A 25,970-nucleotide genomic window follows, 5' to 3' on the forward strand; every position below is an offset into this window, starting at 1 on the left:
CGCGGGTGGGTGAAAAGCTTTCCCGACCTGGCAACCGAGTTGCCAGATAACCCTGACCCTTGGTTTAGACAAAGAGAACAAATGCTATGAAACGGATTCTTCTGGGTACTCTGTTCACCGTGGTCTCCATCAACGCCATGGCCGAAGCGCCAGGTGGCCCGAACTGCGGCTGGGGTAACCTGCTGTTCGAAGGCCAACGCGGCACTCCGGCGCACTTCCTGGCCTCTACCACCAACGGCACCTCCGGCAACGCCACCTTCGGTATGACTTCCGGTACCAACGGCTGCTCGACCAAGGCGGCACTGACCTATGGCGGCAAGTCGTGGTTCGCCATGAATGGCATGATGAACGAGCTGTCCGAAGACATGGCCAAGGGCCAGGGCGAAGCCCTGACCACCTATGCCGTGGTACTCGGCGTGGCTCCGGAAGACCGCGGCTACTTTGCATCGGTCACCCACCAGCACTTCGACCAGATCTTCAGCAGCGCCGACGTCACTGCCGAGACTGTCCACAACAACACCCTGGCCGTTCTGAAGAACGACCCACGCCTGGCCAAGTACGCCACCGAGGCCTAAGCGCAGCTGCTCCCGCCCCTTCTCGGGGCGGGTTTCGCCTTTTCTTTCGGCATCGTTGAGAAGTAGTTGCCCGACATGCTCAAACGCCTCGCTTACCTGGCGCTGGTTGCCTGCGCCCCTGTTCATGCCATGCCTGCGCTGGAACAAGGCCGTATCCAGCAACTGGCCAATACCCCTTACTGGATTGCCCTGGGCCATTACGAAACCGCCAAGCTCGGCGGCTGGCGCAGCTATGTCGACGATGACGCGTTCTTCCTCGCCGAGGACGGCGCGCACCACCCCGACCAGGAGCTCAAGGCCACCGTCGAAGCGCTGTATGCCCCGGCCAGCCAAGGCGACAAGCACGCCCAGTGCGTATTCCCCGCCCGCACCCGCTGGCTGCGCGAGCAACTCGACCTGCAAGACCTGCCGCAACCGGACTGCCAGGCGTTCAAGACCTGGTACCAGTCGATCGACCCGCACAGCGCAGCGTTGATCTTCCCGGCGGCCTACCTGAACAGCCCATCGTCGATGTTCGGCCATACCCTGCTGCGCATCGACCAGTCCCACACCCGCAGCGACGACACCACGCTGCTGAGCTATGCGATCAATTTCGGCGCCTACATCGAAGGCAGCGACAACAGCATCCTGTATGCCTGGAAAGGCCTGATGGGCGGTTACCCAGGCCTGTTCGCGCTGATGCCTTACCAGGAGAAACTGTCCGAATACCGCAGCCTGGAAAACCGCGACCTGTGGGAATACCAGCTGGACCTCACGCCCGAAGAAACCGGGCGCATGGTCGAGCACGTGTGGGAACTCAAGCAGATCCAGTTCGATTACTTCTTCTTCGATGAAAACTGCTCCTACCGCCTGCTCGAACTGCTGCAAGTGGCCCGCCCAGGCCTGGACCTGACCTCGCAGTTCCCCCTGACCGCCATCCCCACCGACACGGTCAAGGCCGTCAAGCAGTCTGGTTTGGTCAGCAGCATCAACTACCGCCCCTCGCGCGAGCGAGAACTGCTGGCCCGGGCCGAGCCCCTGGATCACGACGAAAAGCGCCAGGTGCTGGCCGTCAGCGCCGACACGGCACAGCTGCAAAGCCCAGGGTTCACCGCCCTGCCCCGCGAGCGCCAAGCCCTGGTGCAGGATGCCGCGTACCGCCTGGAGCGTTACCGCGCCAACGGCCAGCAACGCGACCCCGCGCAGGCCAAGCGCAGTTTCGAGCTGCTGCGGGCGATCAACCGCAACCCGCCGCCGGCGCTTGCAATAGAGCGACCCGGCCTGCCGGAGGATGGCCACGACTCGCGTACCTGGCAACTGGGCGTCGGCACCCGCGAGGACCGGGCCTTTGCCGAGTACGGCCTGCGCATGGCCTACCACGACCTCAACGACAACGCCTACGGCTTCCCGCTGGGCGCACAGATCGAAATCCTCCAGCTCAAGCTGCGCCAGTACGAAGGCAACGACTGGCAGGTGCAGCGCCTGGACCTGGCCACCATTCGCTCGCTGACGCCTCGCAACGCGCTGCTCAAGCCGTGGTCATGGCAGGTTGCCGGTGGTCTGGAACGGGTGCCGGGCAAGCATGACGACGAAGTGCTGGTCAGCCACGTGAACGGCGGCGCCGGTGGCACCTGGCAGTTGTCCGACGGCTTGCTGGGCTTTGCCCTGGGCACGGTGCGGGTCGAGCACCATAACGACTTCGCCCCGTTCATCGCCCCGGCAGCGGGCTTCAATGGCGGGCTGTTGTGGCGCAATGGGCTGGGCAACATGACGCTGGAGGCCAAGGGCGATTACTTCACCCATGGCGAAGTGCGGCGCAGCGTGAGCTTGAACCAGCAATGGGAGATCAGCCAGAACCTCGGGTTGCGCCTGAGCGCCTCGCGGGCATTCAGCCACCTGGCCACGGCGCAGAATGAGGTGATGCTGGAGTTGAAGTGGTATCACTATTGAGTCCTCTCAGCGCGCCTGCAGGCATCGGCTGGCCCTGCAGGCGCGACTTTACCCGCGACCAACGTGACCCAACCGACTCTTTGACACTGTTTTGACGACTCCCCGACAAAACGCCACCTAGACTTTCCACGATCGTTGGGAGGTGTTGTGGATATGTCGCGGTACTGGTTTGGGTTGTGCATCGCCTTGCTGCTGACAGGTTGCGAAACCACCCATGAGCAAATGGTCAAGCAAGGTTATCCCCCCGCCTACGCCGACGGTTTCCAGGATGGCTGCAGCAGCGGTCGCCAGGCTGCCGGGCTGATGGTCGGCGATTTTCGCAAGGACGTGCCCCGCTACCTGCACAACCGGCAATATGAAAGTGGCTGGGACGATGGCTTTCGCCAGTGCCACGCCATGCAGGACAGCGAAGACCTGCGCCAGTACCGCGAGCGCTATTGGGATGAGCGTGACCGTGAATGGCAGCAGGAAAAAGACCGCGACGCGGGACGTGCCTATCGGCGCAACTAGGTCGCAAACGGACATCCCCCGAAACCACTGACCTGTCACCATGGTCCCCTGCATAAGGAGGCCCCAGCATGAGCCGAGCATTCGTCAACGAAGACCAGGCCGCCGCCCAGGCAGACCCGCCGGTAGAGCGCCTGGTGAGCGAGCAGCCCAACTACGTCACTGCCAACGGCCTGAACCAGCTGCACCAGCGGGTGGCCGCGCTCAATACCTTGCGCAGCGAACTACAGGCTCAAGGCGAGCGTGCCGACCAGCAACGCCTGGCCGATACCGAACGGGACCTGCGTTATTTCAGCGCGCGCGTACAGAGCGCGCAGGTGGTGCCTGCCGCGACCTCGCGCAGCAAGGTGCAGATCGGGAGCCGAGTGACGTTCGCCGATGAGCAGGGCCAGGAGCATTCGGTGCAACTGGTCGGGGAGGACGAGGCGGATGCCAGCCAAGGGTTGATCAACTGGGGCTCGCCGCTGGGACGGGCATTGTTGGGTTCAGCGCCTGGGGATGAAGTGTTGTGGCGACGGCCAGCGGGGGATCAACTGATCGAGGTCGTCGACATCGAAGGCGAACGGTAGGGGCCGCGCTGCGGCCCCCGGGCCTGCGATCAGACCACGCCTTGCGCCAGCATCGCGTCAGCCACTTTCACGAAGCCTGCGATGTTCGCGCCTTTGACATAGTTGACCTTGCCATCGGCCTCTTCACCGTAGTGCACGCACGCATGGTGAATCGACTGCATGATGTTGTGCAGCTTGCTGTCCACCTCGCCGGCGGTCCACAGCAGACGCATCGCATTCTGCGACATCTCAAGACCCGACACGGCCACGCCACCGGCGTTGGACGCCTTGCCCGGCGCGTACAGGATACCGGCGTCCAGGAAGATATCCACAGCTTCGAGGGTGGTCGGCATGTTGGCGCCTTCGGCTACGCAGATGCAGCCGTTTCGCAGCAAGGTGCGAGCGTCTTCGCTGTCCAGTTCGTTCTGCGTGGCGCATGGCAGGGCGATATCACACGGCAGGCTCCACGGTGTCTGGCCCTTGCGGAACTCCAGGCCGAACTGGCTGGCCAGCTCGCTGATGCGGCCGCGCTTGACGTTCTTGAGCGCCATCAGCGCCTCCCACTGGGCATCGGTCAGGCCCGCTTCGGCGTACAGCGTGCCTTCGGAGTCGGACAACGAGATCACCTTGCCGCCCAGGTCCATGACCTTGCGCGCCGCATACTGGGCAACGTTGCCGGAACCGGAGATCGCCACGCGACGGCCGTCGATGCGCAGGTTCTGGCGCTTGAGCATTTCCTCGGCAAAGTACACGCAGCCATAGCCGGTGGCTTCCGGACGAATCAGGCTGCCGCCGTAGGTCATGCCCTTGCCGGTGAGTACCGAGGTGAACTGGTTGGCCAGGCGCTTGTACTGGCCGAACATGTAGCCGATTTCGCGGGCGCCTACGCCGATATCACCGGCCGGCACGTCGAGGTCGGCGCCGATGTGGCGGTAGAGCTCGCTCATGAAGGCCTGGCAGAAGCGCATGACTTCGGCATCGCTCTTGCCCTTGGGGTCGAAGTCCGAGCCGCCCTTGCCGCCGCCCATGGGCAGCGAGGTGAGGGAGTTCTTGAATACCTGTTCGAAGGCCAGGAACTTCAGCACGCCGAGGTTCACCGACGGGTGGAAGCGCAGGCCGCCCTTGTAAGGGCCAATGGCACTGCTCATCTGGATCCGGTAACCGCGGTTGACCTGGACCTTGCCCTGGTCATCGACCCACGACACTCGGAACAGCACCGCGCGCTCCGGCTCGACCATGCGCTCGAGAATCCCGGCCTGCAGGTAGCGAGGGTTGGCTTCGAGGAACGGCCACAGGCTGCGCAGCACCTCTTCCACCGCCTGGTGGAATTCGGGTTGGGCCGGATCGCGCTGTTTCAGGCGCGCGAGGAAATTGTCGACGGATTCGATCATGGTAGACATCTCACCAAGAGGGATTGGGCTTATTGGTTTTTTCTGGAATGTACCAAGAAGCAATCGCACTGGAACAGGGCGAAATGTCGTTTTTATGAAATTTTTTGGTGCGTATTATATAACTGTATACAAAATAGCCCTTCGGCGGCGGCCGCTCCGCGGCTACCCCACCCCCACAAGGAGCCTGCAAGTCCTGAGGTTAGCGCCGCATCTCCAGTAGTAAGAATGCCCGCGCATGAAGCCAACATCGCTTCCCAATCAGGCACAAAAATGGGGCCGCTAGGGCCCCATTCTTGTGCATCAAAAGACCAGCTTACTGGGCCAGTTTCTTGTGGCGTACACGGTGCGGCTGGGCAGCTGCGTCACCCAGGCGCTTCTTGCGATCGGCTTCGTACTCGGTGTAGTTACCTTCGAAGAACACCACGTTCGAGTCGTCTTCGTACGCCAGGATGTGGGTCGCCACACGGTCCAGGAACCAACGGTCGTGGGAAATCACGATGGCGGCGCCTGGGAAGTCCAGCAGGGCTTCTTCCAGCGAACGCAGGGTTTCGACGTCGAGGTCGTTGGACGGTTCGTCGAGCAGCAGGACGTTGCCACCCTCTTTCAGGGTCAGCGCCAGGTGCAGACGGCCACGCTCACCACCGGAGAGGTCCTTGACGAACTTCTGCTGGTCGCCACCCTTGAAGTTGAAGCGGCCAACGTAGGTGCGCGACGGGATCTCGTAGTTGCCGATGCGGATCATGTCGGAACCGTCGGAAACCTGCTGGAACACGGTCTTGTTGCCGTCCAGGTCTTCACGGCTCTGGTCGACGCAGGCCAGTTGCACGGTTTCGCCGATCTCGATGCTGCCCGAATCTGGCTGTTCCTTGCCCATCAACATGCGGAACAGGGTCGACTTACCGGCACCGTTACCGCCGATCACGCCAACGATGGCGCCCTTAGGCATGGAGAACGACAGGTTGTCGATCAGCACGCGGTCGCCATAGCCTTTGGTGACGTTCTTGAACTCGATGACCTTGTCGCCCAGGCGCGGACCGGCCGGGATGTAGATCTCGTTGGTCTCGCTGCGCTTCTGGAATTCCTGCGACTGCATTTCTTCGAAGCGTGCCAGACGGGCCTTGGACTTGGACTGGCGGGCCTTGGCGCCTTTGCGCACCCACTCCAGTTCCTCCTTCATGGCCTTCTCGTGGGCGCTCTGCTGCTTGGACTCTTGCGCCAGACGCTCGGACTTGGCCTCCAGCCAGCCCGAGTAGTTGCCTTCGTACGGGATACCGGCACCGCGGTCCAGTTCGAGGATCCAGCCGGCGACGTTGTCGAGGAAGTAACGGTCGTGGGTGATCGCCACCACGGTGCCGGGGAAGTCGTGCAGGAAGCGCTCCAGCCAGGCCACCGAGTCGGCGTCCAGGTGGTTGGTCGGTTCGTCGAGCAGCAGCATGTCGGGGGCCGACAGCAGCAGGCGGCACAGCGCCACGCGGCGCTTCTCACCACCGGACAGGTGCTCGATGCGGGCGTCCCAGGCTGGCAGACGCAGGGCATCGGCGGCGACGTCCAGCTGACGCTCCAGGTTGTGGCCGTCGGCGGCCTGCAGGATAGCCTCCAGCTTGGCCTGTTCGGCGGCCAGCTTGTCGAAGTCGGCGTCGGGTTCGGCGTAGGCCGCGTACACTTCGTCCAGGCGCGCCTGGGCGTCCTTGATCACGCTGACCGCTTCCTCGACCACTTCACGGACCGACTTGGTCGGATCCAGTTGCGGCTCCTGCGGCAGGTAGCCGACGTTGATGTCAGGCATCGGACGGGCTTCGCCGTCGAATTCCTTGTCGACGCCCGCCATGATCCGCAGCAGGGTCGATTTACCCGCACCGTTCAGGCCGAGTACGCCGATCTTGGCGCCTGGGAAGAACGACAGGGAAATATTCTTGAGAATTTCCCGCTTCGGCGGCACGACCTTGCTCAGCCGATGCATGGTGTAGACGTATTGAGCCAAAACCAAGCCCTCTATCAGATAGGTAAAGACATCGACGTACGCCCCGGCCTTGTGACCAGGGGGATGTGTTTACGGGGGTGTCATTGAACAAAGTCGACCATTCTACGCCAAGACGCGGCATTGCGCAGGGTAGTCGGATGGTGGGATGAAGTCGCAGGGATCGAGCGCCGCTTCCAGCGTCCGTGACGGCCCTTTCGCGGGTAGAGCCCGCCCCCACAGGTTCGATCGTTTGCCGGACCGCACCCGCTTGGGGGCAGCCCATTGCTGTGGGAGCAGGTTTACCCGCGCATTGGCCCTTACCGGCTCGATAAGGGTGTCAGACGTGACGCTGCTTGGCCTTGCCCCGCGGCAAGCGGCAACGGTCGCCCTGCTCGGCAAGACGCGCGGCCCAGGCGGCCTTGACGCTGAAGCCACCGCGACGGGCAGGCTGCTCGGCGGCCTTGGCCGGCTTGCCGACCGGCGCGCTCACGACCTTGGCGGCTGGCTTGGCAGCGACGGACTCGACGGCCGGCTCTGCAACCGCCTTGGCAGTTTTGCGCAGCTCGGCCAGCGACGGGCTCTTGCTCTTCGGCGCGCTAGCCGCGCCAGATTTGTCCAGCGAACGCTGGCAAGACTTGCAGGATACGTCCTCGGTCACGGCAGTGCTGACAAGGGTCTGACTGCTGCGCCCGCAGGCGGAATCGAGGCCATTGGTGGAATAGTGGGTAACCAAAACCGAACATCTCCGATGCGTTGTCATTGAAGCGGCCGGCATTCTCGCACAGGTTGCAGGGGCTTGCCGAACCCCCCCAGCGGGCGACGACCGTCGGCACAGGACAGCAGCGCTGGCACTTTGCCATAATGATTGGCATGCTAGCCCCTTTCCGGTGTCCCGCCGTATAGTGCGCCACGCCAGCACGGCCACGGCCTTGCGGCACACACCGTGCATGATCAAACCCTGCCATCGCCAGCCCAATTGCAGGACCACCGCTTGACCGATCTCACACACTCGCCCTCGCTGCGACCTGCCTCCTCCGCTCCGGCTGCGTCCGTGCGCGGCTCGGTCAAAGGTGCGCTGGCCCTGCTGGCCCTGGTTCTGCTGGGTTTGCTGCTGTGGCAGCTGTTCGCCCAGTTCCATCACACGCAGGCGGAGCTGCGTCAACAAAGCCTGGCGACCAGTGCCGACCTGGCGGACCACCTGGGCCTGAACATGGCGCTCAAAGCCCAGGAGGCTGTGAATGTGGTCCAGCCCTACGTCAAAACGCCGACGCCCGCAGCACTGCCCAGCCTGCTGCAAACCCTGCGCGAACGCCTGCCCGAGCTGCGGGAACTGGCCTGGCTCGATGCTGCCGGTAACGTGCGCGGCGACAGCCTGGCGGGCAGCCCAGACCGCCAGTGGATTGACGAGCTGGTCGAACTGGCCAAGGGCCGCGCCTACTTTTTCTCCAACTCGGACGATAACCGTACCGTCTACCTGCTGTTGCGCCAGTCGACCGAGCAGGATCGCGGTTACTGGCTGCTGCGCCTTGCGCCCTCCTACTACAGGACCCTGACGATTCACCTCGATGGCGTAAGCCACCCCTTGTGGCTGCTGGAAAACAGCCGCAGCGGCGATGTGCTGGAGCGCCATGCCCCGGTGCAAACCAGCAATGAGCCGTTGCAAAGCGTCATGCTGGCTTTCATCGACAACAGCGCATGGCAGTTGCGCGGGCTGTTCGATGCCGGCCTGGCCCGGCAGAAGCTGCTGCCGGCGCTGATCGGCAAATGCATGCTGGTGCTGTTCTGCGCGCTGCTGCCGGTGCTGGCATTGATCAACATGCGCCGACGCCAGCAGGCCCTGCAGGAGGACCGCCGCCGCTACCAGGACATCTTCGAGGGCACGGGCGTGGCCTTGTGCGTGCTCGACCTCTCCAGCCTGCCCGGCCAGCTCGACCGCTACCACCTGCGCAACCTGGCCGCGCTCAAGCAAAGCCTGGCGCTGGACCCGAACCTGCGCCGCGCCCTGCTGCTGGAACTGAAAATCACCGAAATCAACCAAGTGGCGCGCCAGTTGCTCAATGTCGACTGCAACGAAGGCGCCTGGCAGCGCCTGATCGACGGCAGCGGCGATGGCCGCGACAGCGTCGGCATGCAACTGATCGACGCGCTGATCGAACAGCGCCCTGTGCTGGAACTCGAAGTCCGCCTGCCCGCCCCGCTCGGTGGAGAACTGCACCTGTGGCTTATGGCCCGCCTGCCGCAGCAGCGACGCAACTACCAGGCGGTCATCCTCAGCATCAGCGACATCACCAGCCGCAAGCAGGTGGAGCTGTCGCTGCTCGAACGCGAAAGTTTCTGGTCGGACGTGGTGCGCACCGTACCCGACCAACTGTATGTGCAGGACGTCTTCAACAAGCGGATGATCTTCAGCAACCGCCACCTCGGCCAGACCCTGGGCTACGACCGCAGCGAGCTGGCGCAGATGGGCGACCGCTTCTGGGAGCTGCTGCTACACCCCGAAGACGCCGAACACTACAAGGCACTGCTTCAGCATCAACGCGAGACCGGCCACAGCGAGTCGCTGCATTGCCAACTGCGCTTCCGCCACCGCGACGGCAACTGGCGCTGCTATGAGATTCGCGAACAGGTGCTGACCCGCGACGCCGATGGCGTCGTCACCCGTATCATCGGGGTGGGCAAGGACGTGACCGTGCAGATCGAGGCCAGCCAGTCTCTGCGCGACAGCGAACAACGCTACCGCATGCTCGCCGAGAGCATCAGCGATGTGATCTTCTCCACCGACAGCCAGCTGCAGCTCAACTACGTCAGCCCGTCGGTGCATGCCGTGCTGGGCTACCGGGCCGAGTGGATCTTCGAGAACAGCTGGCAGTCGATCGTCGCCAACCCGGCCCAGCTCACCGGCATCTATAGCCTGATGGAACGGGTCAGCAAAGCCATGGGCGACCGCGAACAGCTGGCGCAGCTGCGCAGCCAACTGCCCTCCCAGCTGTTCCTGTTCGACTGCCTGCGTGCCGATGGCCGCAAGATTCCCATCGAACTGCGCCTGGTACTGGTGTGGGACGAGCACGAGCGCTTCGAGGGGGTACTGGGGGTTGGCCGCGACATCAGCCAGCAGCGCCGCGCGGAAAAAGACCTGCGCATGGCCGCCACGGTATTCGAGCACTCGACTTCGGCCATTCTGATCACCGACCCGGCCGGCTACATCGTCCAGGCCAACGAAGCGTTCAGCCGCGTCAGCGGCTATGCGGTGGAGGAAGTACTCGACCAACTGCCCGGCATGCTGACCGTCGATGAGCAGCAGGAAGGCCACCTTGCCTACGTGCTCAAGCAATTGCACCAGCGCGGCAGTTGGGAAGGCGAAGTGTGGCTCAAGCGTCGCAATGGCGAGCCGTACCCGGCATGGGTCGGCATCACCGCCGTGCTCGACGACGAAGGCGACCTGGCCAGCTACGTGTGCTTCTTCACCGACATCAGCGAGCGCAAGGCCAGCGAGCAACGCATTCATCGCCTGGCCTACTACGATGCCCTGACGCACCTGCCCAACCGCACATTGTTCCAGGACCGCCTGTACAACGCGCTGCAGCAGGCCGATCGGCAGAAGGCCTGGGTGGTGCTGATGTTCCTCGACCTGGACCGCTTCAAGCCGATCAACGACTCCCTCGGCCACGCCGCGGGCGATCGCATGCTCAAGGACATGGCCCTGCGCCTGCTGGCGTGCGTCGATGACGACGACACCGTGGCGCGCATGGGCGGCGACGAATTCACCCTGTTGCTGCAACCGCGCGCCACCCGTGAAATGGCGCTCAACCGCGCCATCCACGTGGCCGAAAACATCCTCGCGAGCCTGGTGCGGCCGTTCGTGCTGGAAAACCGTGAGTTCTTCGTCACCGCCAGTATCGGTATCGCCCTCAGCCCGCAGGACGGCAGCGAACTGAGCCAACTGATGAAGAACGCCGACACGGCCATGTACCACGCCAAGGAGCGCGGCAAGAACAACTTCCAGTTCTACCAGGCCGAGATGAACGCCAGTGCCCTGGAGCGCCTGGAACTGGAAAGCGACCTGCGCCATGCCTTGGAGCAGAACGAATTCATTCTGTACTACCAGCCGCAGTTCAGCGGCGACGGCAAGCGCCTGACCGGTGCCGAAGCGCTGCTGCGCTGGCGCCACCCCACCCGTGGCCTGGTGCCGCCGGGCGATTTCATTCCGGTGATCGAGGAGCTGGGCCTGGTGGTGGATGTGGGTGACTGGGTGCTGCGCGAGGCCAGCCGCCAACTGAAGGCCTGGCACAAGGAGAAAGTCCGTGTGCCGAAGGTGTCGGTGAACATTTCCGCACGGCAGTTCTCCGACGGCCAGCTGGGCACGCGCATCGCCACCATTCTGGAAGAGACCGGCCTGCCGCCGGCGTGCCTGGAGTTGGAGCTGACCGAAAGTATCCTGATGCGCGAGGTCAACGAGGCGATGCAGATTCTCGACAGCCTCAAGAACCTTGGCCTGAGCATTGCCGTCGACGACTTCGGCACTGGCTACTCGTCGCTCAACTACCTCAAGCAGTTCCCCATCGACGTGCTGAAGATCGACCGCACCTTCGTCGATGGCCTGCCCGAAGGCGAACAGGATGCCCAGATCGCCCGGGCGATCATCGCCATGGCCCATAGCCTCAACCTGGCGGTGATCGCCGAAGGCGTGGAAACCCATGAGCAGTTGGAGTTCCTGCGTGAGCACGGCTGCGACGAAGTGCAGGGCTACCTGTTCGGACGGCCGATGCCGGCCAACCAGTTCGAGGCGCAATTCAGCAACGAAACGCTGTTCATGTTCCAGTGATCCGATGCCAGCACAGAGGCGGCGGAAACGGACTTTCGAGTCAACTCACGCCCCCAGCCAGCCCAGACACGGCGCGGGATCCAACATGAAGGCCATTGGTCCGCGACTTGATGCCACTTCATATGCCAGGCGCGAATCAATCGGTTAGAATGCCCCCCCAATTCACCCCGATCCTTGAGGACCGCCATGTTCAGCCGTGATTTGACCATTGCCAAGTACGACGCCGAGCTCTTCGAAGCCATGCAGCAAGAAGCTCTGCGCCAGGAAGAGCATATCGAGCTGATCGCTTCGGAAAACTACACCAGCCCGGCAGTCATGGAAGCCCAGGGCTCGGTCCTGACCAACAAGTACGCCGAAGGCTACCCAGGCAAGCGCTACTACGGTGGCTGCGAATACGTCGACGTGGTCGAGCAACTGGCCATCGACCGTGCCAAGCAGCTGTTCGGCGCCGACTATGCCAACGTCCAGCCGCACGCCGGTTCCCAGGCCAACGCTGCCGTCTACCTGGCCCTGCTGTCGGCCGGTGACACCATCCTGGGCATGAGCCTGGCGCACGGTGGCCACCTGACCCACGGTGCTTCCGTGAGCTCTTCGGGCAAGCTGTACAACGCCATCCAGTACGGCATCGACGCCAACGGCCTGATCGACTACGACGAAGTCGAGCGCCTGGCCGTCGAGCACAAGCCGAAGATGATCGTTGCCGGCTTCTCGGCCTACTCGCAGGTTCTGGACTTCGCCCGCTTCCGCGCCATCGCCGACAAGGTCGGTGCCTACCTGTTCGTCGACATGGCCCACGTTGCCGGCCTGGTTGCCGCTGGCGTGTACCCGAACCCGGTTCCGTTCGCCGACGTGGTCACCACCACCACCCACAAGACCCTGCGTGGTCCGCGTGGCGGCCTGATCCTCGCTCGCAAGAACGAAGAGATCGAGAAGAAGCTGAACTCCGCCGTCTTCCCAGGCGCCCAAGGCGGCCCGCTGGAGCACGTCATCGCGGCCAAGGCCATCTGCTTCAAGGAAGCCCTGCAGCCTGAGTTCAAGGCCTACCAGCAGCAAGTGGTGAAAAACGCCCAGGCCATGGCCAGCGTGTTCATCGAGCGTGGTTTCGACGTCGTTTCCGGCGGCACCCAGAACCACCTGTTCCTGCTGTCGCTGATCAAGCAGGAAATCTCCGGTAAGGACGCTGACGCCGCGCTGGGCAAAGCCTTCATCACCGTCAACAAGAACTCGGTACCGAACGACCCACGTTCGCCGTTCGTCACCTCGGGCCTGCGTTTCGGCACCCCAGCCGTCACCACCCGTGGTTTCAAGGAAGCCGAGTGCCGCGAGCTGGCCGGCTGGATCTGCGACATCCTGGCTGACCTGAACAACGAAGCGGTCATCGATGCCGTGCGTGAGAAGGTCAAGGCCATCTGCAAGAAGCTGCCGGTTTACGGCAACTGATTGGCGATTGCCTGATGTGAAGAAGCCCGGCCTCGTGCCGGGCTTCTTCGTTTCTGCGCCCTGTACGGAACCCGTTCCGCGTGGGCTCGCCCGGCAAAGCCCCCTAGCCTGAGGCCTCCCCAACCTAGTGGAGCCTCCCATGACCGATCACGTCGCACACTCGTTCACCGCCACCCTGGAAGTGGCCGAGTCGCCCATCAACACGCTCGGCAGCATGACCACAGGGCAGGTAGCCCTCGACAGCCCACAGCAAACGCCAGGGTATGCCGTGCAAGGGAACCGCACCCTTGGACTGCTCAATGGCTCGGACGCCGATTGGCAGCACGGCCAAGAGCTGGGGCTGGTCAATTTCGACAAAGGCGAGCAGCCGGTCGCGCTGGTGCTGTATTTCCGCCATAGCGACGCCGGTTATCGGCTGTACGTTCGCAGCGGCCCCCACTTCGGTGAAGGGGTGTTCACCACCTCCGACGGTTTGGTCAATGTCGAACCCATTGGCAGCCAGGACCCGGCGCTGTGGACTTTGACCGATGTGCAGCTGGGCGAGCCGTTCGATGTCACGCAGCTGGAAGAAGGGCGTCGGGAAATCCAGTTGGTCAATGCCAAAGGGCATGGCCTGGAGATCCACAACCTGTATCCAGTGGGTGGGTTCCTGGCGTGCCATCAGGCTGCGGAGCACAGCACCGTGAGCCTGGTGATCAAGGCGCGTGGTGTGGATTGGGCGAACCTTGGTTGAGCGTGTGCTCATCGCCGGCAAGCCGGCGCCAACAGGCGGTATGTCACCTGCGGGCGCTGGCTTGCCAGCGGCCAGACCCGCACAATAGCCACGCCTTGCGTACCCGCGATCACAGGACCTCGCCTTGACCAGAGAGCAACTCGAAACCCAGCAGATTCCGATCTACTTCGCCACCGTCGCCGTCGCCCTCACCTTCGGCCTGCTGGCCCCCGACACCGCTCACCCTCTGCAAGCGCTGGTTACCCCGGCCATTGCGGTATTGATGTATGCGATGTTCCTGCAAATCCCCTTCCTCGACCTGCGCCAGGGCCTGGGCAACCGCCGCTTCATGGCCGCGCTGCTGCTCGCCAACTTCGTTTTCGTCCCACTGCTGGTCTGGGCGACTACCCGGGGGTTGGTCGAGCATCCGGCAATTCTTGTCGGCGCCCTGCTGGTGCTGCTCACCCCCTGCATCGACTACGTCGTGGTGTTCACCCACATTGGCCAGGGCGATTCGCGCCTGACCCTGACCGCCACCCCCCTCCTGCTGCTGTTACAACTGGTGCTGCTGCCGGTTTACCTGGCGTTGATGCTCGGTGCTGGCGCACGGGTGACGATCGCCATCGCCCCGTTCATCGAAGCCTTCGTACTGCTGATCGTGCTGCCGATGGTACTCGCCGTGCTCACCAGCATCGGCGCCCGTCGCTCCCGTGCCGTGGCGACATGGAACGACGCCTGGGCGTGGATGCCGGTGCCGGCGATGGCGTTGGTACTGCTGGTGGTGATCGCTTCGCAGATCACGGTGGTGATGCGCGACTTCGACAGCCTGTTGCCGGTGATTCCGGTGTATATCGGCTTCATGCTGCTGGCGCCGGCCCTCGGCTTGGTGTCTGCGCGACTGTTCCGCTTGCCAGTGGCCGAGGCGCGCTCGGTGACCTTCAGCGCATCGACCCGCAACTCGCTGGTGGTGCTGCCTTTGGCATTGGCGCTGCCCGAGGAAATACGCGCATTGGCAGCGGCTGCCGTGATCATGCAGACCCTGGTGGAACTGGTGAGCGAGCTGATCTACGTCAGGGCCGTGCCACGGCTGGTGCGGTGAGCCCAGCTCGACGCCAACTCAGGCCACTGCCGGTGTGGCACCGCCCTCCCGCCAGGCAGCAGGCAATCCACGAAAGCCTCCAGGCAAACCGATGCCTGGACACCCGGGCCTCAGCGATCCGCGCCCCGATGGCCGAGTGCGGGCGTACGTTGCCTGTACAGCAGCCGCCCGCCCTTTTCAGCTTCAGGCCAGATGGCGTTTCAGCTCGGCGATGTGCTCCGGGCCGATGCCACAGCAGCCACCGATCATGCTCGCACCGCGCTTGCGCCAGTCATTGGCCCAGGCCAGGTAGCCGGGCGGGTCAAGGTCCTCGCGCAGTTCATCGAGGCCGTCGTTGGCGGTGGCTTCCTTCGGCTGCGGCGGGAAGGCATTGGCATAGGCGCCAATGACGATATCGGCAGTGTGTCGCTCGATCACCGAGCGCGCGACATCCACCGCCGCGCCAATCACCTCAGGCTGGCTGCAGTTGAACAGCACCGCGTCGGCCCCCAGGCCAACCACGGCTTCGATGGCATCGGCCACCGGCTCGCCGGAACGCAGGCGCGGGACGTCGTCGACTTCTTCGTCCTGCAAGGTGAACGAGACCCAGAACGGCTTGCCGTCTTCCGGCAGGTGGGCATGGATGGCCCGCACTTCGGCAACCGAGCTTTGGGTTTCCGCCAGCCACAGGTCGACATGCGGGGCCAGGCCCTGCAGCAGCGGGGACAGCACTTCCTCTACTCGCTCGGGCTGGAACAGGTCTGGGCGATACGAGCCGAACAGCGGCGGCAGCGAACCGGCCACCTTGACCGGATGCGCCCCTGTATCGGCGGCGTGACGTGCCAGCTGGCCGGCGATCGTGGCCAGCTGGCGGCCTTCCTTGGCAAAACGCTCCTCGCCGATGTGGAACGGCACCACCGCATAACTGTTGCTGGTGATGACCTGGGCCCCTGCGGCAATGAACGCTGCGTGCACGCCCACCACCGCTTCGGGCGCCTCGCTCAGCGCCAGCGCCGACCACTCCGGCTGGCGAAACGGCGCGCCACTGCGCTGCAGTTCACGGCCCATGCCACCGTCCAGAATCACCATCGCTCGCTGTTTCATATAACTACTCTGAAGGTTCTTATGAATAAAATTCATTATGAGAGGAACATTTATAACTATTAAATACCCTTTATCTCCTTTGTCCAACATTTCAGGTATGTACATGCGATTTTCTACTCTGCTCGGTGCGGGCCTCGTGCTGCTCGCGACTGCTTCCCAGGCCTTGGCCGGCGCCACGCTGGAGCGGGTCGAATCGCGCAAGGAACTGGTCAACGTGCTGATGGAAAGCTACCCGCCGTTTTCTTTCCTCAACGACCAGAACCAACTGGACGGTTTCGACGTGGATGTCGCCAAGGCCGTGGCAGACAAACTGGGCGTCAAGCTGCGCCTGGAAACCCCTTCGTGGGACGTGATCGCCGCGGGCCGCTGGAGCGGCCGCTACGACATCTGCATCTGCTCGATGACGCCGAGCAAGGCCCGCGCCGAGGTGTTCGACTTCCCGGTGGAGTACTACGCATCGCCGGCGGTGATCGTGGTCAACGCCAAGGATGACCGGATCCATGGCGCGAAGGACCTGGACGGCCGCAAGGTAGGCCTGACCAGTGCATCGAGCTACGAGAGCTACCTGAACAAGAACCTGGTGATCGAAGGCAACGAAGACAAGAAGATCGAATACCCCTTCGACTTCGTGCAGATCGCGCCGTACGACACCGACAACGTTGCCTTCCAGGATTTGGGCCTGGGCGCTGGCGTGCGTCTGGATGCCATCCTCACCAACCTGGTGACAGCGCAGCCGCGCCTGGATCAGGACAAACGCTTCAAGCTGGCCGGCGCCCCGCTGTACGAAGAGCCGAACTCGGTGGCCATCGAGAAAGGCGACCCCGAGTGGGATGCCAAGGTGCGCCAGGTGTTTGCCGAACTGAAGGCTGATGGCACCCTGGCCAAGCTGTCGCAAAAATGGATTGGCGCCGACATCAGCAAATGAGCACCTTCCCTCCCTCCCCCAAGCCCGTGGTGAAGGCCACGGGCGCCGGCCTGTTCGGCTTTCGCACACGGTTACTGCTGACCTGGCTGGCGCTGTTCGGCCTGTTCGTCGCGTTTTTCCTCAGCTTCGACCTGAAATTCTCGATCATCCTGGAGAAGTTTCCGAACCTCGCCGGTTTCAGGCTGGGGCCCAACGGCTTTCTGCAAGGCGCGGCACTGACCTTGTTCCTGTGCCTGTGCTCGATGGTGGTGTCGGTGCTGTTCGGCTTTGCCGCCGCCCTGGCCCGCTTGTCGAACAGCGCAGTGCTGGTGGGTGTCGCCAGCTTCTATACCTCGTTCTTCCGCGGCACACCGCTGTTGATCCAGATTCTGCTGATCTACCTGGGGCTGCCACAGCTGGGCTTGGTGCCGGGCGCCATCAGTGCCGGCATCATCGCCTTGTCGCTGAACTACGGCGCCTACCTGAGCGAAATCTTCCGCGCCGGCATCCTCGGCGTCGCCCGAGGGCAACGTGAAGCGGCGCTGGCGCTGGGCATGCGCCCACGGCAGATCTTCTGGCACATCGTCCTGCCCCAGGCCATGCGGGTGATCATTCCGCCCAGCGCCAACCAGTTCATCTCAATGCTCAAGGATTCATCGCTGATATCGGTGATGGGGGTGTGGGAGGTGATGTTCCTGGCGCAGTCGTATGGGCGGTCGAGCTATCGGTATCTAGAGATGCTGACCACGGCGGCGGTGATCTACTGGCTGCTGTCGATCCTGCTCGAACTGGTACAGGCGCGGCTGGAGCGCCACTATGGCAGGGCTTATCAGCGCTAGCCACCGGACACTCCACCCCCCCAGGGGCGCCGAACGCGCGATCAGATCGAACGCTGGTTCACGCGCGCAGAAAGCTGTTCGGCGCTTTCCTTACGCTCGGAATAACGATCGACCAGAAACGCCGCACGGTCGCGCAGCAGCACGGTGAACTTCACCAACTCCTCCATCACGTCCACGACACGGTCGTAATAAGGCGAAGGCTTCATGCGGCCCGCATCGTCGAACTCTAGATACGCCTTGGGCACCGATGACTGGTTGGGGATGGTGAACATGCGCATCCAGCGGCCCAGCACCCGCAGCTGGTTGACCACATTGAACGACTGCGAGCCGCCGCACACCTGCATCACGGCCAAGGTCTTGCCCTGGGTGGGACGCACGGCCCCAAGGGCGAGGGGAATCCAGTCGATCTGCGCCTTGAACACGGCCGACATCGCGCCATGACGCTCTGGCGAGCACCACACCTGCCCCTCCGACCACAGCACCAGCTCACGCAGCTCCTGCACCTTGGGATGCTCGACCGGCGCATCGTCTGGCAGGGGCAGGCCAGAAGGGTTGAAGACTCGCACCTCGGCACCGAAATGCTCCAGCAGGCGCGCCGCTTCTTCGACCAGCAGGCGGCTGAAGGAACGTTCGCGGGTCGACCCATAAAGCATCAAGATACGCGGCTTGTGGTCGCTGACGCGGGTTTCGGCAGGCGGCGCCTCGAACAGGGAAAGGTCCAGATTGGGGAGTTGCTCAGACATAGGTCCTCCTGGAGCAGGCCAACGCGGTCCAGCGTGCGTGGGCAGCGGCGGCATCGGTCGCTCCTCTACGTGGTAACAGGCTTCAGAGGCTCAGGCGCAGGGCCAGGGCCGACAGGGTGATCAACAGCACCGGCACCGTCAGCAGGATGCCGACCTTGAAGTAGTAACCCCAGGTGATGCGCATACCCTTGCGCTCCAGTACATGCAGCCACAGCAGCGTGGCCAGGCTGCCGATGGGGGTGATTTTCGGGCCCAGGTCACAGCCGATGACGTTGGCGTAGATCATCGCCTCGCGCACCAGCCCCTCCACCCCGCTGGCATGGATCGACAGCGCGCCGACCAGCACGCTGGGCATGTTGTTCATCACCGACGACAGCAAGGCCGAGAGCAAACCCGTACCGATGGCCGCACTCCACAGCCCCTGCCCGGCCAGCCGTTCGAGCAGCATGCTGAGAAAGTCGGTGAGGCCGGCGTTCTTGAGCCCATACACCACCAGGTACATGCCCAGGGAGAAAATCACCACCTGCCAGGGCGCCTCGCGCAGCACACGGCGGGTGGAAATTCGGTGACCACGGGCAGCCACCGCGAACAGAATCGCCGCACACACCGCCGCCACCGCACTGACCGGCACGCCCAAGGGTTCGAGCACGAACAGGCCCGCCAACAGCACCAGCAGCATCCAGCCACCGACGATGAAGGTGGCACGGTCATGGATAGCGGCCTTCGGCGCTTTGAGCGCCGCCAGCGAATACTGCACCGGCAGGTCGCGGCGGAAGAACAGGAACAGCACCAGCAGCGTGGCGGCCACGCTGGCCAGGTTCACCGGCACCATCACCGACGCATACTCGGCAAAGCCCAGCCCGAAGTAGTCCGCCGAAACGATGTTGACCAGGTTGGACACCACCAGCGGCAAGCTCGCCGTGTCGGCGATGAAGCCCGCGGCCATGACGAAGGCCAGGGTCGCAGCCGGCGAAAAACGCAGGGCCAGCAGCATCGACATGACGATGGGCGTAAGAATCAGCGCCGCACCATCGTTGGCGAACAACGCCGACACCGCCGCCCCCAGCAGCACGATGAAGGCGAACAACCGGCGCCCATCGCCACCGGCCCAGCGCGCCACATGCAGCGCCGCCCACTCGAAGAAACCGGCCTCATCCAGCAGCAGGCTGATGACGATGATCGCGATGAACGTCGCCGTGGCGTTCCACACAATGGCCCAGACCGCAGGAATGTCGTGCAGCGATACCGCGCCGACCGCCAGGGCGATGATCGCCCCCAGGGCCGCGCTCCAGCCTACGCCGAGGCCTCTGGGCTGCCAGATGACCAAAATGAGGGTGAAGATGAAGACAGCAGCAGCAACCAGCATGGGAGCGACCTCGAAGTTCAGCAGCAAGCGCTGGCGCGCACGGGGCGGTCATTCATGTTCTGCAGGCGCGAGGTGTTGTCCTGCAGCCACGCGGCGTTGGCCTTGAGCGTAACCTGCAGCATCTCGTGCACCCAGGCGGGCAGTTGCGGGTTGAGGCGGTAATACACCCACTGGCCCTGGCGGCGATCCAGCAACAGACCACTGCTGCGCAGTTGCGCCAGGTGGCGGCTGATCTTGGGTTGGCTGTCGCGCAAGGCGCACATCAGCTCGCAGACGCACAGCTCGCCGAGGCTGGCGATCAGCAAGGTGGCGCGGGCGCGGGTCTCATCGGCCAGGCTTTTGAAAACCTCGGTGGGCGCGATCATGGGGGCTGCCTTTTACATATGGATAATCGAATATACGGATTTCCATATGCAAAGCACAACCCCCAAGGGCTATCAGAAGCGGAAGCGCTTCATCATGTCGTTCAAGCCAATCGACAGGCTGGCCAGCTCCTGGCTGGCGCTGCTGATCTGACTGGCGCCGTCGGAGGTTTGCAGCGACAGGTCACGGATGTTCAACAGATTGCGATCGATCTCGCGCGCGACCTGCACCTGCTCTTCGGTGGCGCTGGCCACCACCAGGTTGCGCTCGTGGATGGTGCTTGCGCCCGAGGTGATCTCATCCAGGGCCTGCCCGGCCAGCTCGGCCACTTCCAGGGTTTCGCGCACCTGCTGGCTGTTGCTCTGCATCGAGGTCACCACACGGGCGGTGCCATTGCGGATGGCGTTGACCATTTCTTCGATTTCCAGCGTCGAGCTTTGGGTACGCGCCGCCAGCGCCCGCACTTCGTCAGCCACCACCGCGAAACCACGCCCGGCCTCGCCCGCCCGCGCCGCCTCGATGGCAGCGTTGAGCGCCAGCAGGTTGGTTTGCCCGGCAATGGCCCCGATCACGTCCAGCACCTTGCCCACCTCCTGGGACTGTTCGGACAGCTCGCCGATCTGGCGGCAGGCCTCGCCGACATTTTCGTTCATCTTGTCGATCGAACTGATGACCTGCCCTACCCGCTCGCGGCCCAGGCGCGCGGCGTCTTCGGACTGGCGCGACACCTCGGAGGTGCTGACGGTGTTGTGCGCGACCTCCTCCGCCGCGGCGCTCATCTCGGTCACCGCCGTGGCCGCCAGCTGGATCTCGTCGCTCTGGCGATTGAGGTCGCTGGACGTCTGCCGGGTGATGGCCGACATCTGCTCACTGGCCGCCGCCAGTTGCTGGGACGAGTCGGCGATCAGACGCAGGGCATCCTTGAGGCTGTCCTGCATCGCCGCCAGCGCCCTCATCAATTGCGTCGCTTCGTCACGGCCATCGGTGCGCACCACCCGGGCCAGGTTGCCACCGGCGATGCCCTGGGCCACGTCGATGGCCTCGCGCAGCGGGCTGACGATGCTGCGGGTCAGCAGCCAGGCCAGGCCAACCGTCAGCACCACCACCAACCCCAGAATCGAGTAGGTGAGGTACAGCGCGCGCTGGTATTCGGCGCTGGCATCGGCGGTGTAGCGCGCAGCGACATCGCGGCTGGATTTCACCAGCGTGTCGTAGAGCTCGCCGATACGGTTGGAAATGTCCTGCATCTCACCGCTGAGCATGGCCTGCATCTGCGGTACCTGGTTCTGGTCGGACAGCAGTTTGTACTGGTCGATGAGCACACGGTACTTGCCGATCAGTTGCTGCATTTCCACGAAAGCAGGTTGCGCCGAGGGCGGCGCCACGGCGCCGAAGTCCTTCATCCCGGCGTCCAGCAGCCCCTTCAACTCCTCCAGCCGCGCCAGCGTCGGCGCCAACTGCGCCGGGGCACGGGCCAGGGTCATGCGCATGGTGATGACCCGCAGGCCCAGCATGTGGCTGCGGATCTCGCCCAGGTAGCGCGTGCCGGCGTTGGTGACCTGCTCGGTGTACACCACCGCTTCGCGCATGGAAGAGATTTTGTTGATGGAGAACAGGCCCAGGAAGACCACCAACACGGCGATCAGGCTGAAACTCAGGTAGGAGCGAGTGGCGATGTTGAGACTGCGTACGGACATGGCAGGTTACCGGAGGCTGGTGGACTGCTCGTACGATCGGCAGGAAGCGCGCAGTGTTTACCTCGGGTTGGTGGGCTTTGTGCGGTGATCGAACACAATTATCGGGCGGGGGCGCTGGTGGGGTGAGGCGGCGCGCAATGGGGCTTGGGCACATGCTGGCTTCGGTCGGTGTCGCCTGGGTTTGGCCGAGCCAGCATGGTGGTGGTTTTTACTCGGTTGGAGGGTGTGTGCCGGTGTCGCTCTGCTGGAGGACTTTTCCGCATTGCTCACTGGCCAGGCGGCTGATGATCCGGATGGCCTGGTGGATGCCAGCGGTGTTGCGGAAGCTCAGGCGTGGGTTGTGTTCGCACTCCAGCATTTCGTCGTGCTGGACCAGCGCTTCGCCGAGGAGTTCGAGGGTCCAGGCGTAGCTTTGCAGGTTGGAGAGGCGTTCTTGGTCAGTCATGGGGCACCTGCTTGGGTGCGGGGGTGGTTTGGGTGTGGATGGGGTAGAAGGTTGGAGGGGTGTGGGCCGGTTTGGGGCGGCGGCGGAGAGCGGATGCGAGGATCCTTATCGGATTTTTGATGGGCATGCATGAGACTCCAAGTTTTGGTTGGAGCTACCACGATCCTTCCTACGGGATTGGGTGGCAGCTGTGTATGGGGTAGGAATACCGGGGAACTTGGGAAACCCGGCCAGGCCGAAGCCCGCCCACACACAGCCGCCATTACACAGCACGGCAGGCACAAAAAAAGCGCCAGCTGTGGTGCAGGGGGCGCCTAGTGCATGCGCCAAGTTTACCAACGGGTTCCTACGCCCGGTCACGGAATTTGCCGCGACTTAGGAAATTTATCCTTGCGGCTTGGATGGGACAAGGTTTAAAGCTGTAGGAAACGTCTCTGATTTTTAGAGGAAAGGCGTCGATAGTGCTGGATTGTGCGGAAAATGGTGATTTTGTCGTTTGGCGGTGGGGCCGAAGGCAAGCACATCTGTAATGGACTAACTGTGGCAAAGACAGGAATCGTATCGACACGGAAGACTCTGAATTCAAGGGGTATTATTCTTCAGGGTACAACTCTTTATCCCTAAAATTATCCTCACCGTATTTCGGAGCTCCCGACCATTGCGAAAAAGCCATGACAGGATGATGGAAATCGCTGAAGCGTTCTGCAATCCATTCGCCAAAGCCAGGTTCAGGCTCTTCTGGGGGATAGCAGCTATCGACCCAAAGCTGCCGTTGGCTAAGGGAGGCTATTGGCCAGAGGCGGATAGTCATCCCAACAAATCTGTCAGCTCTTCCGAAATTGCATCGTTTTTTTACCAGACAGTATCAGTAGGCCGCTCACGCTGATAATGTCGCGGCTCGCCTGACTTAAGATGGATCTTGGAATGCCAGCAAAAAAAAGCTCTAACGCTAATCCCAACCAGCCACTGACATCCTTCCTTTTGGATGAGAGCTTCGCGGAAAGCTCCAAGGCGGAAGCTTTCATTGTTCCGCTGGCCCGCAAATTTAACGACTTCGGCTACCTTACAGCATGCTCCATAGGCTATCGCGATAAACAAGGGCAAATTTATTGGCTTGAAGGGAGGTGTGCCATTCAAGGAGAAAAAGATCTTTCTGAAGCTGTTGGCAGTCTGCTTTCGCCTGACAAACCTGAAATTTACCACCGCGAAATAAAAAAACCCTTCCGCACACTGCTGGTAGATGCAAGGTCATACAGTTTTTTGCGGCGGACGCTAGGCGAGTCACAGGCAAGGAAAATCCTAGCTAGCTTACAAGATGTAGCAACGACTAAAAGCCGGACCTTCAGCAATAACTGGTACGACTTCTATAAAGAAGAAGTGTTCACCCATGCGATGATTAGATCAAGCGAAGCCTACTTTGCTTATCGCAAGGGTGAGCGTATATTGCAAGGCCTGCAAGAACTTGATGCTGATGCACGTCAACCTTTCAGTGTTGAGTTAAAGGGAGCCGGCCCCCACGCCCAGTTCGATTTCCAGTTTGACAGCCAAAATTTTCTCAGAGGGCGGATCGCAGTCATTATCGGCCAGAATGGCTGCGGCAAAACTTCGGCGCTTGCAAAGCTCTCAAAAGTTTTGGCCGACAAAGAAAGTCGATCAGCTGAAATTACCAATCGCCCCGAACTGAATCAAGTTATAGCTTTCATTCACACTGCATCTGTTCGACAATTCTCCCCCTCTTCAAAGGAGGGGCTCGCGAGAGCTAGAATTTTTACATTCAATCCGGCAAGCCCCCGCAAGCAAGGCGAGGACTCTGCAACAACATTGCTTGTTGATGTGGCTCGCGGACATGATGCTCAAGGTGCTTTACTTCATCATCTCTCAGACATTTTGCGCACCGAATTCAGCGAGTTTGAAGTTCTGGTCCCAATGAAAAAAGACAGACCAGGAGAGTCAGAAAGAATGGCATTTCACGATGTAGTCTATATGCCATTTTCAGAGTGGAAACGTGGTGGCGAACAAAGTATCTTAAAGAATGCGGCAAATGTCGCCTCTTGGCAGTCATTGAAATTTGTCGATAAAAACGGAAAGGAACGCAAACTTAGCTTGGGCCAGCAGGCCTTCCTAAAATTCATATTGGTTGCACTAGCTAACTCTGGGCCGGCATCCGCGCTGATTATTGATGAACCGGAGAATTTTCTGCATCCAAACCTTATATCAAGATTTATGCGTAGCCTAAACAAAATTCTGAACGGTACACGTTCGATAGCATTCGTCGCCACACACTCCCCGTTTGTCGTCAGGGAAGTTCAGAGTGCTCAGGTGCATGTGATGCGCGATGAAGATGGAGTACTCACTGTAAGAAAGCCGCGCATGCAAACGCTAGGAGCCAATGTCGCATCAATCTCGAATGAGGTATTTGGCGACGATCTACCCCACCATCTTTATGAAGAGCTATTAGAACTAGCAGAGCAAGAGAGCAATACATTTTCGGAGGCACTTGATAGATACTCTTCCGAATTGAGTGCCGAAGCTCTCATGCGCCTGCGCAGGATGATGGAGCAGTAAAATGAGGAAAGTCGATCCGCCCACCATTCAAGATAATTTGCTTCTCAGCTTTCTGCAGCATTCTAGAAAGGAAAATGCGAAAGCAATTGTGCATCGCATAGCTGACATTGCTGAGCGCTATCAAGCCTATGATATTTGCAATGGCGATCCCTGGGGTATCGCTGAGGATGCATCATATGCCCCACTAAAAGAAGACCTTAACGGAATTTATAAAGCGCCACCCTCCGTTCTAAATTTTATTGCGACGCTGCGATCTCAACTTGACGGCGTGTGCCCCGTGTGTGGACGAGATGCACTGGGGACGTTGGATCATTACCTACCCAAAGCAAATTATGCAGAATTCTCTTTTTACTCAAAGAATTTGGTGCCGGCTTGCGATAGATGCAACAACAAGAGAAGCAACGCGTTCAAAGGCGCGAACGCAGGAGAGCGCCCTCTGCATCCATATTTTGACTACTTTGCAAATAACAAGATCTTGTCTGTACGATTCGAACCTGATTGGAATGCGCCACTACTGACGCCAATACCTTACAATGTGGCCGGAAGTCAGCTTGCTGTTGTTCAGTGGCAAATCGACAATGTCCTAAGGCGAGCGGGAATCGATGAATATCTGACAACACAATGGGGGGTCTTGATCAATGGCATAAGGACGTTTCTTCCAGATCGATCTAGCTTGGTAAGCATAAAAACGGAAATTCAGCGGCTCGAAAACTATGAATTTGAATGCGGAAAGTCGGCTAACGGATGGCGTTGCGCCTTCTGGCATGGCTTGAGTCTAAATGATGATGCGCTCAGGTACTTGCAGTCACTATGAACAATACATTGATTAGTAACGAGTGTTAGCTAGAAATTACTAATAGCGAGGCCTAATGGAAGGGCGCTGGCGGTAATAAGGGCCCGAATTCCCTAGAGCAATGAATTGTCACTTGTCTCATAGGCACTCGATGACGCTCTCAACCGATCAATTTCAGCAAGGACGCAC

Annotated in this window: 22 protein-coding genes; 12 read left to right on the plus strand and 10 right to left on the minus strand. The window is 61.6% G+C overall.

Features of this window, described 5'->3' with window-relative positions:
- The first annotated feature begins 86 nt into the window (after positions 1-86).
- From IF103_RS20705 to IF103_RS20720, 4 genes are all read left to right on the plus strand, one after another.
- Positions 87-575 (plus strand): DUF3015 domain-containing protein, encoded by a 489-nt coding sequence (locus IF103_RS20705; protein ID WP_023382404.1) that lies wholly within the window; start codon positions 87-89, stop codon positions 573-575.
- Between the two features lie 75 nt (positions 576-650).
- The gene (locus IF103_RS20710) at positions 651-2,504 is read left to right on the plus strand and encodes an Lnb N-terminal periplasmic domain-containing protein (protein ID WP_186598717.1); all 1,854 of its coding nucleotides are present in this window, start codon (positions 651-653) and stop codon (positions 2,502-2,504) included.
- A 153-nt stretch (positions 2,505-2,657) separates the two neighbouring features.
- A complete protein-coding gene (locus IF103_RS20715; protein WP_023382406.1) occupies positions 2,658-3,014 on the plus strand; it encodes a hypothetical protein in 357 nt (118 codons plus the stop codon).
- Between the two features lie 68 nt (positions 3,015-3,082).
- Positions 3,083-3,580, plus strand: coding sequence for a GreA/GreB family elongation factor (locus IF103_RS20720; RefSeq protein ID WP_027907645.1), 498 nt, complete (start codon positions 3,083-3,085; stop codon positions 3,578-3,580).
- Positions 3,581-3,609: 29 nt separating this feature from the next.
- Here IF103_RS20720 and gdhA read toward each other — a convergent pair whose 3' ends face one another.
- The 3 genes from gdhA to IF103_RS20735 form a co-directional block, all read right to left on the minus strand.
- The gene (gene gdhA / locus IF103_RS20725) at positions 3,610-4,950 is read right to left on the minus strand and encodes an NADP-specific glutamate dehydrogenase (protein ID WP_023382408.1); all 1,341 of its coding nucleotides are present in this window, start codon (positions 4,948-4,950) and stop codon (positions 3,610-3,612) included.
- Between the two features lie 313 nt (positions 4,951-5,263).
- Positions 5,264-6,931, minus strand: coding sequence for an energy-dependent translational throttle protein EttA (gene ettA / locus IF103_RS20730; RefSeq protein WP_023382409.1), 1,668 nt, complete (start codon positions 6,929-6,931; stop codon positions 5,264-5,266).
- Between the two features lie 316 nt (positions 6,932-7,247).
- Positions 7,248-7,643: a hypothetical protein gene (locus IF103_RS20735; protein ID WP_023382410.1), complete on the minus strand. Its 396-nt coding sequence runs from the start codon at positions 7,641-7,643 to the stop codon at positions 7,248-7,250.
- Positions 7,644-7,901: 258 nt separating this feature from the next.
- Between IF103_RS20735 and IF103_RS20740 the strand changes: the two genes are divergently transcribed.
- From IF103_RS20740 to IF103_RS20755, 4 genes are all read left to right on the plus strand, one after another.
- Positions 7,902-11,732: a sensor domain-containing protein gene (locus tag IF103_RS20740; RefSeq protein ID WP_023382411.1), complete on the plus strand. Its 3,831-nt coding sequence runs from the start codon at positions 7,902-7,904 to the stop codon at positions 11,730-11,732.
- Between the two features lie 186 nt (positions 11,733-11,918).
- Complete coding sequence (gene glyA / locus IF103_RS20745; protein ID WP_023382412.1) at positions 11,919-13,172, plus strand: serine hydroxymethyltransferase; 1,254 nt, start codon at positions 11,919-11,921, stop codon at positions 13,170-13,172.
- Positions 13,173-13,311: 139 nt separating this feature from the next.
- A complete protein-coding gene (locus IF103_RS20750) occupies positions 13,312-13,905 on the plus strand; it encodes a hypothetical protein (protein WP_023382413.1) in 594 nt (197 codons plus the stop codon).
- 124 nt (positions 13,906-14,029) lie between these two features.
- The gene (locus tag IF103_RS20755) at positions 14,030-14,983 is read left to right on the plus strand and encodes an arsenic resistance protein (protein ID WP_104883283.1); all 954 of its coding nucleotides are present in this window, start codon (positions 14,030-14,032) and stop codon (positions 14,981-14,983) included.
- A gap of 183 nt (positions 14,984-15,166) precedes the next feature.
- Here the strand turns inward: IF103_RS20755 and IF103_RS20760 are convergent, their stop codons facing one another.
- Positions 15,167-16,051, minus strand: coding sequence for a homocysteine S-methyltransferase family protein (locus tag IF103_RS20760; protein WP_177325269.1), 885 nt, complete (start codon positions 16,049-16,051; stop codon positions 15,167-15,169).
- Positions 16,052-16,169: 118 nt separating this feature from the next.
- On the opposite strand from IF103_RS20760, the gene IF103_RS20765 reads away from it, so the two are divergent.
- A complete protein-coding gene (locus tag IF103_RS20765; protein WP_023382416.1) occupies positions 16,170-16,991 on the plus strand; it encodes an ABC transporter substrate-binding protein in 822 nt (273 codons plus the stop codon).
- The gene (locus IF103_RS20770; RefSeq protein WP_023382417.1) at positions 16,988-17,809 is read left to right on the plus strand and encodes an amino acid ABC transporter permease; all 822 of its coding nucleotides are present in this window, start codon (positions 16,988-16,990) and stop codon (positions 17,807-17,809) included. The genes IF103_RS20765 and IF103_RS20770 overlap by 4 nt, the downstream gene beginning before the upstream one ends.
- 41 nt (positions 17,810-17,850) lie before the next feature.
- Here IF103_RS20770 and arsH read toward each other — a convergent pair whose 3' ends face one another.
- From arsH to IF103_RS20800, 6 genes are all read right to left on the minus strand, one after another.
- Positions 17,851-18,552 carry an arsenical resistance protein ArsH gene (gene arsH / locus IF103_RS20775; RefSeq protein ID WP_023382418.1) on the minus strand — a complete coding sequence of 234 codons (702 nt, stop codon included), beginning with the start codon at positions 18,550-18,552 and terminating at the stop codon, positions 17,851-17,853.
- 82 nt (positions 18,553-18,634) lie between these two features.
- Positions 18,635-19,918 carry an arsenic transporter gene (locus IF103_RS20780; RefSeq protein ID WP_023382419.1) on the minus strand — a complete coding sequence of 428 codons (1,284 nt, stop codon included), beginning with the start codon at positions 19,916-19,918 and terminating at the stop codon, positions 18,635-18,637.
- Between the two features lie 17 nt (positions 19,919-19,935).
- Entirely contained in the window at positions 19,936-20,283 is a 348-nt protein-coding gene (locus tag IF103_RS20785) for a metalloregulator ArsR/SmtB family transcription factor (protein ID WP_023382420.1), read from the minus strand.
- Between the two features lie 72 nt (positions 20,284-20,355).
- Complete coding sequence (locus tag IF103_RS20790; RefSeq protein WP_186598721.1) at positions 20,356-21,978, minus strand: methyl-accepting chemotaxis protein; 1,623 nt, start codon at positions 21,976-21,978, stop codon at positions 20,356-20,358.
- Between the two features lie 208 nt (positions 21,979-22,186).
- Complete coding sequence (locus tag IF103_RS20795) at positions 22,187-22,423, minus strand: hypothetical protein (protein WP_023382422.1); 237 nt, start codon at positions 22,421-22,423, stop codon at positions 22,187-22,189.
- 592 nt (positions 22,424-23,015) lie between these two features.
- Positions 23,016-23,234 (minus strand): hypothetical protein, encoded by a 219-nt coding sequence (locus IF103_RS20800; RefSeq protein ID WP_202675639.1) that lies wholly within the window; start codon positions 23,232-23,234, stop codon positions 23,016-23,018.
- 113 nt (positions 23,235-23,347) lie between these two features.
- On the opposite strand from IF103_RS20800, the gene IF103_RS20805 reads away from it, so the two are divergent.
- Together IF103_RS20805 and IF103_RS20810 are read left to right on the plus strand one after the other, a co-directional pair.
- Positions 23,348-24,988, plus strand: coding sequence for an ATP-dependent nuclease (locus IF103_RS20805; RefSeq protein WP_202675640.1), 1,641 nt, complete (start codon positions 23,348-23,350; stop codon positions 24,986-24,988).
- A gap of 1 nt (position 24,989) precedes the next feature.
- Complete coding sequence (locus IF103_RS20810) at positions 24,990-25,802, plus strand: HNH endonuclease (RefSeq protein ID WP_202675641.1); 813 nt, start codon at positions 24,990-24,992, stop codon at positions 25,800-25,802.
- Positions 25,803-25,970 lie beyond the last annotated feature (168 nt).

Source organism: Pseudomonas sp. SK2 (genome assembly GCF_016772395.1).
GTDB classification, from domain to species: domain Bacteria; phylum Pseudomonadota; class Gammaproteobacteria; order Pseudomonadales; family Pseudomonadaceae; genus Aquipseudomonas; species Aquipseudomonas taiwanensis.